Origin of the sequence: Pseudoalteromonas ruthenica (genome assembly GCF_008808095.1) — a bacterium.
Lineage (GTDB): Bacteria > Pseudomonadota > Gammaproteobacteria > Enterobacterales > Alteromonadaceae > Pseudoalteromonas > Pseudoalteromonas ruthenica.
Map to the genome: position 1 here is coordinate 3208689 of NZ_CP023396.1, position 14665 is coordinate 3223353.

Annotated in this window: 16 protein-coding genes; 9 read left to right on the forward strand and 7 right to left on the reverse strand. The window is 49.2% G+C overall.

Features of this window, described 5'->3' with window-relative positions; translation table 11 throughout:
* Positions 1-20 precede the first annotated feature (20 nt).
* Together PRUTH_RS15100 and PRUTH_RS15105 are read left to right on the forward strand one after the other, a co-directional pair.
* Complete coding sequence (locus PRUTH_RS15100) at positions 21-464, forward strand: energy transducer TonB (protein WP_151173642.1); 444 nt, start codon at positions 21-23, stop codon at positions 462-464.
* A gap of 12 nt (positions 465-476) precedes the next feature.
* A complete protein-coding gene (locus tag PRUTH_RS15105) occupies positions 477-2336 on the forward strand; it encodes a hypothetical protein (RefSeq protein WP_151173643.1) in 1860 nt (619 codons plus the stop codon).
* Positions 2337-2354: 18 nt separating this feature from the next.
* Here the strand turns inward: PRUTH_RS15105 and PRUTH_RS15110 are convergent, their stop codons facing one another.
* Positions 2355-2780 carry a carboxymuconolactone decarboxylase family protein gene (locus tag PRUTH_RS15110; protein WP_138588009.1) on the reverse strand — a complete coding sequence of 142 codons (426 nt, stop codon included), beginning with the start codon at positions 2778-2780 and terminating at the stop codon, positions 2355-2357.
* A gap of 190 nt (positions 2781-2970) precedes the next feature.
* Here PRUTH_RS15110 and PRUTH_RS15115 point away from each other — a divergent pair, with 190 nt between their 5' ends.
* The 6 genes from PRUTH_RS15115 (at position 2971) to PRUTH_RS15140 (ending at position 8602) form a co-directional block, all read left to right on the forward strand.
* Complete coding sequence (locus PRUTH_RS15115; RefSeq protein WP_151173644.1) at positions 2971-3390, forward strand: DoxX family protein; 420 nt, start codon at positions 2971-2973, stop codon at positions 3388-3390.
* 43 nt (positions 3391-3433) lie between these two features.
* Positions 3434-4285: a pirin family protein gene (locus PRUTH_RS15120; protein WP_151173645.1), complete on the forward strand. Its 852-nt coding sequence runs from the start codon at positions 3434-3436 to the stop codon at positions 4283-4285.
* Positions 4286-4341: 56 nt separating this feature from the next.
* Positions 4342-6171: a monovalent cation:proton antiporter-2 (CPA2) family protein gene (locus PRUTH_RS15125; protein ID WP_151173646.1), complete on the forward strand. Its 1830-nt coding sequence runs from the start codon at positions 4342-4344 to the stop codon at positions 6169-6171.
* Positions 6172-7056, forward strand: a complete 885-nt coding sequence (locus PRUTH_RS15130; RefSeq protein ID WP_138548759.1) for a LysR family transcriptional regulator — start codon at positions 6172-6174, stop codon at positions 7054-7056.
* 119 nt (positions 7057-7175) lie between these two features.
* Entirely contained in the window at positions 7176-7862 is a 687-nt protein-coding gene (locus PRUTH_RS15135; protein WP_022944930.1) for a pirin family protein, read from the forward strand.
* Positions 7862-8602 (forward strand): sulfite exporter TauE/SafE family protein, encoded by a 741-nt coding sequence (locus PRUTH_RS15140; protein ID WP_151173647.1) that lies wholly within the window; start codon positions 7862-7864, stop codon positions 8600-8602. Before PRUTH_RS15135 ends, PRUTH_RS15140 begins: the two co-directional genes overlap by 1 nt.
* Before the next feature lie 29 nt (positions 8603-8631).
* Here PRUTH_RS15140 and PRUTH_RS15145 read toward each other — a convergent pair whose 3' ends face one another.
* The 5 genes from PRUTH_RS15145 to PRUTH_RS15165 form a co-directional block, all read right to left on the reverse strand.
* Positions 8632-9777, reverse strand: a complete 1146-nt coding sequence (locus PRUTH_RS15145) for an acetyltransferase domain-containing protein (protein WP_151173648.1) — start codon at positions 9775-9777, stop codon at positions 8632-8634.
* Positions 9767-11845: a TonB-dependent siderophore receptor gene (locus PRUTH_RS15150; protein ID WP_151173649.1), complete on the reverse strand. Its 2079-nt coding sequence runs from the start codon at positions 11843-11845 to the stop codon at positions 9767-9769. Before PRUTH_RS15150 ends, PRUTH_RS15145 begins: the two co-directional genes overlap by 11 nt.
* Positions 11846-11999: 154 nt before the next feature.
* Entirely contained in the window at positions 12000-12458 is a 459-nt protein-coding gene (locus PRUTH_RS15155) for a GNAT family N-acetyltransferase (protein ID WP_026111105.1), read from the reverse strand.
* Entirely contained in the window at positions 12455-12832 is a 378-nt protein-coding gene (locus tag PRUTH_RS15160) for a DUF3703 domain-containing protein (RefSeq protein WP_151173650.1), read from the reverse strand. The genes PRUTH_RS15155 and PRUTH_RS15160 overlap by 4 nt, the downstream gene beginning before the upstream one ends.
* A gap of 81 nt (positions 12833-12913) precedes the next feature.
* Positions 12914-13396, reverse strand: a complete 483-nt coding sequence (locus tag PRUTH_RS15165) for a 2-thiouracil desulfurase family protein (RefSeq protein ID WP_151173767.1) — start codon at positions 13394-13396, stop codon at positions 12914-12916.
* 141 nt (positions 13397-13537) lie between these two features.
* On the opposite strand from PRUTH_RS15165, the gene PRUTH_RS15170 reads away from it, so the two are divergent.
* Positions 13538-14155: an aspartyl/asparaginyl beta-hydroxylase domain-containing protein gene (locus PRUTH_RS15170; RefSeq protein ID WP_151173651.1), complete on the forward strand. Its 618-nt coding sequence runs from the start codon at positions 13538-13540 to the stop codon at positions 14153-14155.
* Here PRUTH_RS15170 and PRUTH_RS15175 read toward each other — a convergent pair.
* Entirely contained in the window at positions 14125-14637 is a 513-nt protein-coding gene (locus tag PRUTH_RS15175; protein WP_151173652.1) for a hypothetical protein, read from the reverse strand. The genes PRUTH_RS15170 and PRUTH_RS15175 overlap by 31 nt on opposite strands.
* Positions 14638-14665 lie beyond the last annotated feature (28 nt).

Genomic DNA, 14665 nt, shown 5'->3' on the forward strand with positions numbered 1-14665 from the left:
ACTGTAAACAAGGATGTATTATGCTTAAAACCATACCAGTGATACTGGCGCTGGCAGCCAGTGCTTCAATTGAAGCCAAAGAGGTGATTCACGCCGATGTGAAAGTGCACTACCTAGTAAGCCAAGACGGGGAGCAGCTTTGGCAGCCACTTGATACCATAAATACCCCCCGCTACCCTATTGAACTAGCACGGGATGGAATTGCTGGCTGTGCAGTTGTAGGCTTTGATATTAGCCCTGAAGGCAAGCCTAAAAATATCGAGGTCATTGCTCGCCAGCCACAGCGTCATGCTCGGGAGCTTCGTAAAGCAACACGCGAGTACATTCGCAATTGGCAATTGCCATCCAGAGAAAGTAGCGAGGATCTGCCTATGGCTTTACGCTTCGATTATTGCATTGGCGGTAAAAATGACGAACAAGCCCAGGCTTTATGCGCTAAGGCGATTACCAAACCCTGCGCTTAGCCACGATCAATTATGCGCCACAAGCCCATCGTTATTGTGCTTATTACTGTTACGGCGATGTGGCTTGCTTGGCAGAAATTATTACCAATCGAGCAACAAACGCACGAAACCAGCACACCAAGGGTTACAAGCTCAACGAGCTTTACGGTTGATAAAGAGCCAGTGCTATCACTCAGTGATGCGTCCACTTCACTAGCAAAGCCCAGCATCCATCAATGCACCAACGAATTGGCCCAGTATGAAAATCAACGACTCAGGTATTTCACCACTTTGAACTACCAAGCCCTATTACGCCAAGGGTACTCCTTAGATCAAGTCACTCTCGCTATCGCGCACTTTCTCGGGCCAAGCCATGCAACAACATGGCGCTATCAACAATTAAAAGCCAATACGCAAATGGCGCAGCGAATCGCGACTGCAAGCCAACAATTCAGTGAAAATACCGCAACGGAGCTACTCGTTCAGCCCCACTCTCCACAACCTTGGCTACTGGAAAAGTTAGCTCATCCTTCATTCTCCCTCGCGCCAGGGCAACAGTTATATGTCGACGATATAGCCTGGCTAATTAGTAATATTGACATTTTAGATGCGCAGATTGTCACCGTTATTAAGCACTTTGATGATATTAACCTCGTCGTATCACAAGATTATGCTGATGCCTTGCGGTTAATTGATTTAGCCGCCAGAGCAGGACGAATAGAGGTGGTTAAAGCCCTATTAAACAAAGGGGCCACGCTGAGTGACGACAATTATCTGCCTTCCACATTAGAGTGGGCAATATGGGGGTTGAGTAACGCTCCACAGTCTCGTTGGCCGGATTATGTCGAGGTGATTGAGTTATTGACCAGCCAGGGGGCTAGAGCAGCATTTATCTACAACGAAAAGGGCGACATTATTGAAGCGCAGGGGCGTCGCTTTAAGTTGACCGCTGAGCGTATACAGCAAATATATACCCACCACCAACTCGATTTTGACAGCCTATGGCAAAGAGATGCTTTGCACTTGGACCTTGCTCAGCCGCTGATTCAACAACTGCAGCAGCGCGCCGACCAGCAACTGGTTATAAGCCAACAATTGAAGAGCCGTTTAAGCCAATGCCCTAGTTTACTGAGAGAGTTTCGTACTGACTGGCAACCGCTCGGGTTAGCGCATGCTCTGGCACAGGTGAGTTACGAAGACGACGTTGATTTGGCCGCGTTGAATGCTCGCTCCGTGCAACTTTACGAGTGTTACACCCGCAACCAAGCGCGCAACGCCGAGCGTACCGTTCATCACAGTCAAGCTGCAAAAGCTTATTTAAAGGTGCTGCGCAGAGAGGGGTTAGAGGCCGCCTTAGCATCGTTATATCAGCAACCACTCACCGAGGCGTTACGCCGAGATCTATTTTACGCCTCACTGAGCCGCGTCGGGGCACAGTCATTCACACGACTGCAGAGCTCACAACTGGGTCAATCCCAGCTGGACTACGTGCGCTTGCCCGCAGGTTTGACGCTCCCGCAACTACGGGAGTATTTGCCGCGATTCGATAGTCACGGACATTCGCTACTGTATTATGCGATTAGCCACTACGATACCGAGCTACTAACGCAATTAGTGGCCGCTGGCGTCCCCTACCATCAAGGCATAACCGCGATGGATCCGCTTGCCCTGAGCCTACAGGGCATTGAGCTATTCGCGGGCCAAGCACCGAGCTTGCAGGTACTCGATGAGGTGATGACCTATCAACCTCCGCTTACACCCTGGCACCGTAGTATGTTGGCACTCATCGCCCGCAAAAACCCAACACTATACCAGCAGTTGCACACTCGTCACCCACAGCTACGCCATCAAGACGCGCCACTGCCTGAGTATGACTGTAGCAGCCAGTTTTAGCTAAGCTGCTTGCCCTCACTAAAAGTCAAAGCCGATGGCCACTCGATTCCAGCCGTTAATTTGAATAATAACCGCGCATAAAGCCACTATTTGCTCAGTATTGTAGTGCGCCTGCAGTCTTTCCATACTCTCTCCAAGCTGCTCATGTTTGCCAAGCACAGTTAATGCCTCAGCCCATTGCAGCGCCGCCCATTGAGTCGCTGTAAAAGTTGATGCCGCTGGCGAGTTTAGCAATGCAGCTATCGTCGCCTCAGTAATATTGCTTTGCTGGGCTTCACGAGTATGCATGGCAATACAAAAGCGGCAGCCATTAATAGCCGATACACGCAAACGCACCATATGTATTAACTCTGGCTCAAGTTGATGCTCTGCGGATTCGGTCATCGCCATCAATGCTTCAGGGAGTTGTGGTAATAGTTGATAAAGCTGCTGCTGAGATAGCATGGTTAGTTCCTCCTATGAATAATCACTATCAGCTTACAGCGCGCCACAGTGGAGCACTTGAACGTTTACGTCATTTCATTCTTTTAAAACGAACGAAATAGCGCAATTTAACTAATTTTCATTCTCTCAGGTTAAACCTATAGTGATTACATCGCCACTGCGGTGGCACACTTTTATCGAGGAGAGAACCATGAATATCATTAACATCATCCACACCGAAGCCTTTAACAACATTACCAAGCTACTTGCTCGTTTTGCTTTAGCAGCGCTGTTTATACTTACAGGACTCAGTAAGGTTGAGTTTTACGATGCTACCGCCCAGTACATGGCAACAATGGGTGTACCCGGCGTCTTACTGCCTTTAGTTATTGCTCTTGAGGTGATTGGCGGCGCAATGGTGGTACTAGGTCTACTTACCCGCTTAACCGCACTGGCCTTCGCCATTTTTAGTATCGTCAGCGCCTTACTATTCCACTTTGACTTGGGTGAGCAAACACAGTTTTTGATGTTTTATAAAAATATCGCCATTGCCGGTGGCTTTTTAGCTCTCGCAGCTAGTGGCGCAGGAAAATACAGCCTAGATCAGCTATTACTTAAAGACCGCAGTTAAGAGCACAGAGCCAGTGCTAAGGCGCTGGCTCACCCCATATACTATGGCAAAAATACTAGAAGCAACACAGCACAACATTGGTGGCCTCACGGTCAAGCGGATACTGCCGCACCTAGAAAAGAAAATGGTTGGCCCCTTTATCTTCTTTGACCATATGGGCCCCACCACCTTTGCACCTGGACAAGGTGTGAATGTTCGCCCGCACCCACACATAGGTCTCTCTACCCTCACTTACTTATTTACTGGCAGCTTGTTACATCGCGACTCGCTAGGAAATCACGTTGAGGTAAGCCCTGGCGATGTTAATTGGATGACCGCAGGGCGCGGTATCGTCCATTCTGAGCGCGAGTCGATAGAAGTCCGGGCCAGTCACCACGATATAAATGGCTTACAATGCTGGGTCGCGCTACCGCCAACTTTATGTGAAATTGCACCTAGTTTTACACATATCAATAAGGCCGCCTTGCCACAGCGTATTGTTGATGGGGTCACCATGCGCCTTATTGCTGGCGATGCCTTTGCTATGAGTTCCCCGGTAAAAACCTACTCACCGCTGTTTTACCTCGATATTATCGCCACGGCTCATAGCCGTATTGCGCACCCTAACCCGCTGCAAGAAGCGGCCATCTACGTTATTTTTGGCGCTGTCGAAGTAGGCGAGATCACTGCAACAGCTCATCAGTTTGTGCTTCTGCAAGAGGCGGACACCGAGCTCAAATGCCAAAGTGACTGTCGCTTTATTCTGCTCGGTGGCAATGCCTTTAATAAAGCGCCTTATTTGCACTGGAATTTTGTTGCTTACAGCCGCGAGCGCATCGAGCAAGCTAAATCGGATTGGCAACAACGCCTCTTTGCCGATATTCCCGGAGACGATAACGAGTTTATACCGTTGTAATTAGTTTGTAGTTCCGCCACTCTAAGTGGCCTAACCGTGATTGAGTAGGATAACCTATGTTATTGATGGCCCTTATTTATTTGGGAGCAGCGATTATTGCCGTGCCCCTTGCAAAACGCCTTGGTTTGGGCTCGGTATTAGGTTATCTGCTCGCCGGTATCCTGATTGGCCCCTATGCCTTGGGCTTGGTCGGCGACCAAACCGAGGTGATGCACTTTGCCGAATTTGGCGTGGTGATGATGCTCTTTCTCGTCGGCCTAGAACTGCATCCGGCACGGCTTTGGCGCATGCGTCATGCCATTCTCGGCCTGGGTGGCTTGCAAGTCACCTTAACGGCGGCAGTGCTATTTGCCCTATGTTACTGGCTGTTGCCATTACCTTGGCAAAGCGCATTAGCCATTGGCTTGATGCTGGCGCTGTCATCCACCGCCATCGTCTTACAATCGCTCGAAGAAAAAGGCTGGTTGCGTATTGAGGCGGGACAAAACGCATTTTCGGTACTGTTATTTCAGGATATCGCCGTTATACCCATGCTCGCCCTGCTGCCACTGTTGGCGTTTGCACCCACGTCCGAGGCAACGGCCCACAGTAACCTTATTCAAGACTTGCCAGTACTGGCGCAAGTAGGTATTTCCACCACTCTTATTGCCGCAATTATTCTCGCTGGCAAGTATGTATCCGCACCGCTGTTTAGGTTTATAGCAGAAACCCGTATGCGCGAAATCTTCACTGTGTTTGCGCTGTTCTTAGTGGTGGCGATCGCTTTGCTTATGCAGCTGGTGGGGCTGTCCCCGGCGTTAGGCACCTTTCTCGCGGGTGTGGTACTGGCAGAGAGTGACTTTCGTCATGAGTTAGAAGCCGATATCGAACCCTTTAAAGGGTTACTATTGGGGCTATTTTTTGTTGCCGTTGGCGCCAATATCGACTTTGCCTTGTTGGCCGACAACTTCGCTGACGTGTTGCTAATGGTGTTGATACTAATCACCGTTAAGGCAGTGATTCTATTTGCCCTTGCCCATATATTTAAGCTCGCAAGTGGTCACAAGCTGCTATTTACCCTGGCGCTCGCTCAAGGGGGCGAATTTGCTTTTGTGTTGCTGACCACCTCTTCATCACTGCAAATCTTAACCACCGAGCAAGTCAATCTAGTGACCTTGGTGGTGGCCATTTCGATGTTGATGGCCCCCCTTTTACTGATCCTTTATGAACGCTTACAACGTCGCAGCAATAGCAGTAATACACCGGCCTATGATAAACCCGAGCACATCGCGGCCAGCAAAAATGTGATCATCGCTGGCTATGGTCGCTTTGGCCAAGTCATAGGGCGCTTACTCAGCGCTCAGGGCTACGATATCACCGTGCTAGACCATAGCCCTAGCCAAATCGAGTTGTTGCGACGCTTTGGTACGCAAGTTTTCTACGGCGATGCGGGCCGCAAAGAATTACTCGATGCTGCGGGTGCTGAACATGCGCAAATGCTCGTTATTGCCATTGATGATGCCGATAAAACCTTGACCATTATCGAGCTGGCGAAAAAACATTATCCGCACCTGAAATTGGTCGCTCGCGCACGTGATAGACGCCATGCTTACCAATTGATTGGTGCCGATATTGATGCCTTTAATCGTGAAACAGTCGACTCCGCCATTAACCTTGCCGTTGAGTCATTGCAACTACTAGGAAATAGCGAGCCCGATGCACAACGCGCCGGTGAGCTGTTTCGCAACCATGATCGGGAATCGCTATTGCAATTGGCTGAGTTGTGGGGCGATGATCACAGTTATGGTGTCGCGGTACGCCAGCGTATGGACGATTTAAAACATGTGTTAGCGCAAGATAAGCAAGCACAACAGAAACTCAATACCTGTGATAATGGTGATTGTTAAGTGTTAAGAATAACGTTAGAACAGTGGCGCATGTTTCGCGCCGTGGTGGAATATGGCGGCTTCAACCAAGCGGCCGCAGGCGTGCATAAAAGCCAGTCCAGTATCCATAATGCCGTGGCAAAAATAGAGGCCGCTTTAGGCGTGAAGCTATTTACCGTGCATGGCCGTAAAACCACTCTGACCGAGGCCGGTAATATGATGCTGCGCCGCGCTCAGTACCTGCTTGATGAGGCCGCCAAGGTCGAAGCCATGGGCCATACTCTAGGTGAAGGCATTGAATCACAATTGCGTATTGCCGTTGACGAGTTACTCCCCAAAGAGCTGCTCTTCAGTGTGCTTGAAGCCACCAGCAGCCAGTTCCCGCTGCTGCGCATTGAACTGTTTGAATCGGTACTAGCCGGTGCCAACGAACTACTGCAAGACAATAAAGTGGATATCGCCATCTCGCCATTGGCCAATGATGATTTTTGTGAGGAGCTTGGCCATTTTGAATTTATCGCGGTTGCGCATCCGCAGCACGCATTGCAGCAAATCCCCCGCGCCCTCACCTTTGAAGACCTCAAAGCACATCGGCAAATCGTGGTGCGCGATTCAGCGCTAAATGCACAACAAAGCTCCGGCTGGCTCGGCGCTGAGCAGCGCTGGACGGTCAGCCATTTACACACCTCTATCAATATGATCAGCAAGGGGTTGGGCTTTGCCTGGCTGCCCCGCATCGCTATTACCGAGCAGCTTGAGCAGGGCACCCTTAAGGCGCTTAATATTGCCGGCGCAGACACCCGTACGGCGTTGTTATATCTGCTCTTTAAAGATGGCGATAATCTCGGCCCCGCCGCGCGTACATTTATTGGTGAGCTGCGCTACCGACTGATGGCAGACGAATAAGCCCGAGGCCTCAAGCAAATACATTCGTTAAAAACGAACGATAAGTACTTTTTTAACTCATTTTATTCACTTTTGTATGCTCTTAAACTGGCTCTATCAACATACTTTTGGAGTCTACTATGAACTATATTCGTCGCGCTGAGCAGCGAGGTCAGGTTAATCTAGGTTGGTTGCAAAGCCAGCATAGCTTTTCATTCGGTCATTACTATGACCCTCAGCATATGGGCCTGTCCACCTTACGCGTTATTAACGAGGATAAGGTGGAACCGGGCCAAGGCTTTGCCACCCATGGCCACCGCGATATGGAAATCATTTCCTATGTCATTGAGGGCGCTTTAACCCATCAAGATAGCCAGGGCAACACTTTTACCCTCACTGCCGGCGAAGTACAACGAATGAGTGCCGGCAGCGGCATTATGCACAGCGAATATAACGCCTCGCAAAGCGAACATGCGCATTTCCTACAAATTTGGATTCTGCCAAAGTTTAAAGGGATCACCCCCAGTTATGAGCAACGGCGCATACCACAGCAGGGGGCGATGACCCCGCTAGTGACGCCGCAAGGTGAAGGCAACACCCTAAGCATTAACCAGCAAACGCGCTTATCGCGGCTGATGCTCACCGCGCAGCAAAAGTTTCGCTTACAAAGCGGTACCAACCTTGGCTATGTGCATATTGTCAAAGGTGCATTAACAGCCGATGGCGCGCATTTTTCCAGCGGCGATGGATTTGCCTTGGAGCGCGAGCAAAGTATAGAGCTACAGGCTGAAAGCGCGCTAGAAGCATTGTATTTCGAGCTGCCTTAATGACCTTACTGACTCTTGCTGTTATCGCTTTGGTCATGGTGCTGACCGGCATTTCCAAATCCGGATTTGCTGGCGCCCTCGGGGTGTTTGCTGTGCCTCTGTTACTGTTGGTAATGCCAGCGGTGGATGCTATCGCCCTGATGCTGCCAATTTTAATTGTTGCTGATGTATTGAGCTTAAAAAGCTACTGGCGTCAGTGGCGGGGGGATTTAATTACCCAGCTATTACCTGCGGTGATAGTGGGTGTAATTGTCGCGCAGTGGCTCATTACTGCGATCGATGGGCGCTGGTTAAGCGCGGCTATCGCCACTTTTAGTGCAGGTTTTGCCACTCGCAGCCTATTTTTTGCGAATACTCGTTATGCGTTGTTGGCCAGTCATTGGGGAGCGAAAGCGATGGGCCTGCTCTGTGGTTTAGCCAGCACCTTGGTTCATGCCGGCGGCCCACCACTGATTATGTACTTTAATGCTAAAGCACTGCCGCCCCACCACTATGTTGCCACCGCCGCTGCCCTGTTTGCACTGATGAATGGCGTAAAACTGATTGCCTTTAGCAGCCAAGGGTTGTTAACCCTCGATATCCTGCTGCTCGCCCTGGCTTTCTCCCCTTTGGCGCTAGTAGGTAATTGGCTGGGGGTCAAAATTCAGCAAAGGTTCGACGCCCAGCGTTTTGTGCGGGTGATGAATGGGTTACTGCTGTTACTGGCCGCCGTGTTATTTATCAAGCTCATGCTCAGTTAACAAAGCCACAGCAATGCTGTGGCCTAATGTTATAGATACTTTAGCCACCACTGATGATGAGTGCGCTTGTAATCGCTAAACCACTTCACAGGCAAGTAAAGAGCCACGGCAAGCACCACAGCGATAAGCCATATCCAAGCGATGTGATTAACCCCCACATACTCGCCCTGGTTATTTCCCACCAGCCAATAAGCAGCTTGGTACAATGCCAGTAACGCATACAAATGGACGACGTAAAAGAACATGGGTACCGAACCAAAAGTACGCAACATGTTGGTGACGCTTCCCAGCGGCTTTTCAAAGACATAGAGGCCGACAAACATACCCGCCAGAGTAATGAGTAAAAAGCTCAAAGATGGGGGATACTTAGTGATATTAAAAATAGACATGGTCGTTTGCATCGCCGAGTCGAAAGAATGCCAAGGCAATGTTTCACCATAAATATTGCCACCGCGTAACAAAGCAAAGAGCAACACACAGATTAACGCAAGCCCTAATAGCCAAGCCTGACGTCGTGGCATCGCGATACCTTTGCCATACAGCGGTCCGGCACAATAACCAAGCAAGATTACGCCAATCCATGGTAACACTGGATAACTGACCTTCACATTGAGCCAACTTGTTTCCAAGATGTAGCCGCGATCGTGCAAAATACGCCACAGCGTATACCCCCACTCATTTTCATTAAACTCGATGGGGGTGAGCATGTTATGAGTAAATACAATGGTTAAACCTAAGGTCAGCAACACCGGCATAGGTAGCTTGTGCAATATCGCCAGCACCAGCATACACAGGCCAATCGCCCACATAACCTGTAGCCATAGGGTGTGGTAACTGCCCATCCACGAGTAGCTAATCAGGGTTACTTCAAGGGCTATAATAAAAAGCCCACGTTTGAGCAAAAAACCGGTGGCACTGCGTGGTTGGCCTTGCCTAGCGTGCTGATATAACCACGCCGACATGCCAGTTAAAAAGATAAATGCAGGCGCGCAAAAATGAGCGGCGAAACGACTCCAAAATAACCCCGGCGAAGTCGTTTCTATGACCATAGGGTCGCTCACTTGCATGTGTAAAAAGAAACGCTCACGCACGTGATCCACCAGCATCAGCAGAATCACCACACCGCGCATAATATCAATGCTATGAATACGCTTCTTTAGCTGCTCAGAAGTCATAACCGACACTCAGCTTAAACTGTGTTGGCGCACCCGGATACGCCCACATAGCATTGTAACTACTGGCAATATAGTGCTCATTAAAAATGTTATCGACATTCAGCGCCACCGATAGCTGCTGTGATGCAAACCATTTTGCGTATAGACCAACAAGTTGGTAGCTGGGAATACGAAAACTGAGATCGGCGGGGTCGCCCAGGCGGTCAGAGCTATACTTGTAATGAGCCCCTACTTTTATGTCTTGCTGCCACAGTGTCAGGGCATGGTTTATAGCCACAGCAGCATTATGCTTGGGTACGTTTACCAGCGGGCTGCCTTTGGGTATCGGTACTAACCAGTCAGCGTTAATTACGTCGTTGGCCGTTTTCGCATCAACATAGGCATAAGACAAGGTGTAATCGCTGTTACTACCGAGCGAGCCGGATAAATCAAGCTCAACGCCTCGGCTATTCGCCTCGCCTACCGGCGCTGAGTAACCGACATTGATTGGATCAGACACCAGCATGTTACTCTTGGTCGCATCAAACCACGCCAGCGTACCGCTAAGGTGTTCGGTACTAAATTTTATTCCGACCTCAAACGAGTCACTTTCCTCAAAGCCAAACGGCTTGCCGTTGGCATCGGTGCCACTGAGCGGTAAAAAGCCTTCTGAATAGCTGGCATATAAATTAATAGCGCTATTAACGTCGTAAACCACACCAAAGCGCGGGCTTATACGGTTTTTAGTGCTTTTTGAAGCCACCCCAGACTTGGTTTCGAAAATATCTTGGGCTATTTCATCAAATCTGAGCCCGAGCATCACTTTTAGCGAATCACCTAGGTCGAGCTGATCTTGTACATAGATACCATAGGCATCTTGCTGTTCATTGTTCTCATATTGCATGCTCACATCAGGGCCCGGCATAGAGTTATAATCAGGCTCGAATATATCTAGGGTATAGGTGCCGTAGCCACCCCGATAGCGATATAGGCCCGTGCGCAACTCATAGTCATAACCATCCACACCGATCAGCACATGGTTAATAATGCCGGCAACATCAAAGTGGCCGCTTAGCTCGATACGTGCCGATAGGTCATCAGACTTATAGTCGCGATAACGATGCTGACGCGTGAGAGTACGACCATCATCGTATACAGACTGTCTTGACGGCGACAATTCCGCATCAGAAGAATAACCCGTTAACGTGCCCGTTCGATAACTGGCACCGACAAGCAGTGACCAATCGCTATTTAAATCATTATGATATTGCAGCTGGTGGCCGCGCGAATGTACCTTGGTAGGCGTATCGTTGGGGTTTCCTAAAAATCGCGACTCAGGCAGGGTTTCAATATCACCATTTAAAACCACAATACCGCGATCGTACATTTGCTGCTGATCAACATACTCAAACTCATAGGTCAGTGAAGAGTCATCCCCCACTTGGTAGTACAGGGACGGCGTAATTGCGAACTTATCATGGTGCACATAATCCCGGTAACTATCACTGTCTTGCCAAGCCCCGTTGATGCGAAAAGCAACATCGTCGTTAACTGCATTCGTGTAATCTCCTTGCACACGCGTGTGATTGTCACTGCCTATCTCAGCTTGTAACTGTCCTTGCTGATAAAACTGTGGCTTTTTAGTAATAATATTAACTGTACCGCCCGGCTCTGAGCGCCCATATAATGCCGAGCCTGGCCCTTTAAGTACCTCAATATATTCAATATTGGATACGTCTCGCGGCCCAGCAAAGCCACGGCCACCGCTGAAACCATTGATAAGGTACCCCGAGGGCATATTTTCGTTGCCCGACAGGCCACGAATCGAATAGCTATCCCACAGCGCGCCACCATTATTTTTGCGCGAGATACTGGCAGAGAAATCAAGAGCATCACGAAAGCGTGTAATGCCGTTATCGGAAATTAAGTCTTTGCCCAGTGTGGTAATTGATTGTGGCAACTCTTGTGCGGGAATATCACCGCGAAAAGCTTGCTTGTGCTCAACGGTAATCGTTTCTATGTCATTGTTTTGCTGTGCAAATGCCCAACTCGGCAAAGCCAGCACTAAAAGCGAAAGTGGATACTTCATAACATCACCCAAGTAGAATTTGTTATATCATAGCAAATGATATAAAGTAACAAAATACTTGTATGATAAATATGACTTATCGCGACCAACCGATGCAGTGATGGGCTAATTCTTATGGGCAGATTAAAGCGGCTCTGCGCTACCCATCAGATAGCTAGTGCCAGGGAGTTTGGTTTTCTATATACAACAGGGCCAACATGTCTTCCTCATCGTCGTCCATGCCCTGTTCAATGAACCCAAACTGGCTGTAAAACTGCTTCGCAACAGGGTTGGAGGGGTTATAGCAAATTTCAATTTCTGTGATCTGTGGCTGTTCTTTAATTTCGGCAATGGCCAACGTTAAGGCATAACGGCCATACCCTTGGCGCTGATAGCGCTCGTCAATCATAAACCGCCAGATTGAGACTTTGTGCGCACTTTCCTGTACCCACATAAAGAACCCGATAGGCTGCTCACCCAAGTAAATTGCCCGGGTGCTATAGCCGCTATTAAATTGCGCTTCAACTAAGGACCACATATTACAGGCCACATAATCTTGTTGCTGCTCACTTACATCAAGATCACATACGGCCTCATAGTTGCCTTTAGTAATCGCGCGCAACGACAAACTTATTGCTCCCATGTTGCGACCCTCTTTTTAGCGTTAGCAATGGTTTGAGCGTAATATGCAGGGATGGGCATCACTTTAAACGGGCTGACATTAGCACCACCGGTGTTGCCCCTAGGTACCCAGCCCAATGCGGTTTTGCTGGCGGCTCCGAGAATCCGCATAAGTTGCCCCGTAAACTCTGGTAAAACGCGGTTACACCACGCCCAACGGAGCATCAACATATGCACATAGGTATGCCAATAGGTGGACTCTTGACCCAATACATGGGCATTTTGTAAGTGAAAAAATTGCTTATTGGGGTCGTTGGCATACTCTGCTTGGCGTGCATACACCAACTCACGTAACACACTAAACCGAATGGCTTGACTAAAGGTCATGGACGCTCTTAAAAGTGAACAAACTTTCACCTAGCATACTACTTAGAGTTAGCTCCAAGGCAAGCATTAAATGGTGACTTCTTAATCGCTGAGCTGTACTCGCAATTGTTTTAAGGTATGTTGACTAAACACACTCACGTGATTTGCTCGTAGCAGTGCACTCACGACCCCTTGCCCCGGCACCTTGCGAGCACCAAACTCGCCATTGTAAATGGTATTGCTACCACAGGAAGGGCTCGATTCTGTTAACACCGCATAGCGAATGTCGTGCTGTTTGCACAATGCTAGTGCCTGGCGAGCGCCTTGCAAAAACACCGCTGTGACATCTTCACCATCTGCGGTCACTATTTTAGCCCGCCCTGCGAGCACATCATCGCCATCACCCCCTACAATTTCTGCTGCCGCTCTGGGAATCGGCAAGCCCGCAGCAACCTCTGGGCACAATGGCATGATATGACAATGGCTACGCAGCCATTGCATATGTTCGCACTCTGCACTTACGCAGGTGGCGTTATAACGCACTTTACTGCCCAACAGGCAGGCACTCACTAAAACTGGGGTCATCACGATAATAAATGGCTGATATCAGCCAGTAACTTACCGAAAATATCAGCGCTCGGCTAGTAAGGCGCTGTAATGACCCGTAATGGTTAATAATTTTGAGGGTGTTGTACTAATTGGCATGCTTTTTCGGCTTTTTTTACTATGTGTCAGAATCATCAACTCAGCGGCCAAGTAGCCGCATTTGCGCAGCTCTCGCTCTGTTTTTCGCCGTTGGATATTCTCAATTCATTGCCTAAGTTAACAACTCTGCCTTGGGTTCCTCATGTAAATACCCAACATTATCAGGGCCAGTGGGACGTTGTTCCGTTACGTTGCCAAGCCCACCATAAAAGCGCCCATGAGATCTTACAAAGCTTTAGTATTGACCAAGGCGAACATTGGACCAACTTAGCGTTATTACAAAACAGTCATGCGCTTGTTGAGGTGTTGGCGAGTCTGCCTTGTCCGGTAAAAGCTGTGCGACTCATGCGCTTACGAGCCGGCGCGGAAATAAAACCCCATCAAGACCCTGGGCTCGCACTGGAATTCGGCGAGGCCAGATTACACTTACCATTGCGTAGCGACGAGCACCTTATATTCAACGTAGCTGATCATCGTGTGCCGATGCAGTGCGGAGAGCTTTGGTATCTCAATGCCAACATGACACATAGCGTGCACAACCGCAGTACTGAAGACCGCATCAATGTGGTGATCGACTGCCAAAGTAACACCTGGCTTACTCACCAAGTTTATAACAGTGCTAATTGCCTGTGGGTATAAGCGTCATCACGAAACCACTGTTGCATAACGGGAAACCCCTGTGGTTGCTCGGGTGCAAGACACATAAACCAACTATAAAGTAGCGGCACACCCGGGCCTAGGTTAGTGCTAAAGGCAGTAATTAAGTTAGCGGCAGCGCCGCGATAGCCGTGTTCGTGAAACACGACACTAGGCGGCAGACCTATCGCTTGAAGTGCTGCCCACGACCACGCCATTGCCGCCATTTCTTCGCCGCCTTGGTGACCCCATTGTTTAACATCACCGCTGAGTGTGGCGCGGTGATGTCGGTCTGTAACCGCTAAGTGCCCAGCCTCATGGAGTAAATCCCCTTCATGGGCTAAGCGCTTTTTATCAATCACTAATATCCCTTGATGAATATTGATACCCGGAAGAAAGCTCTCTTCAGCCACTGGAGCAAAGCGATAAGGCAGCTCGATATCATCGAAGAACTGCAAAATAGCAAGCAAGTGAGTGTGCACCATGATCACCTCGTCAGCTGTTGTGATACTT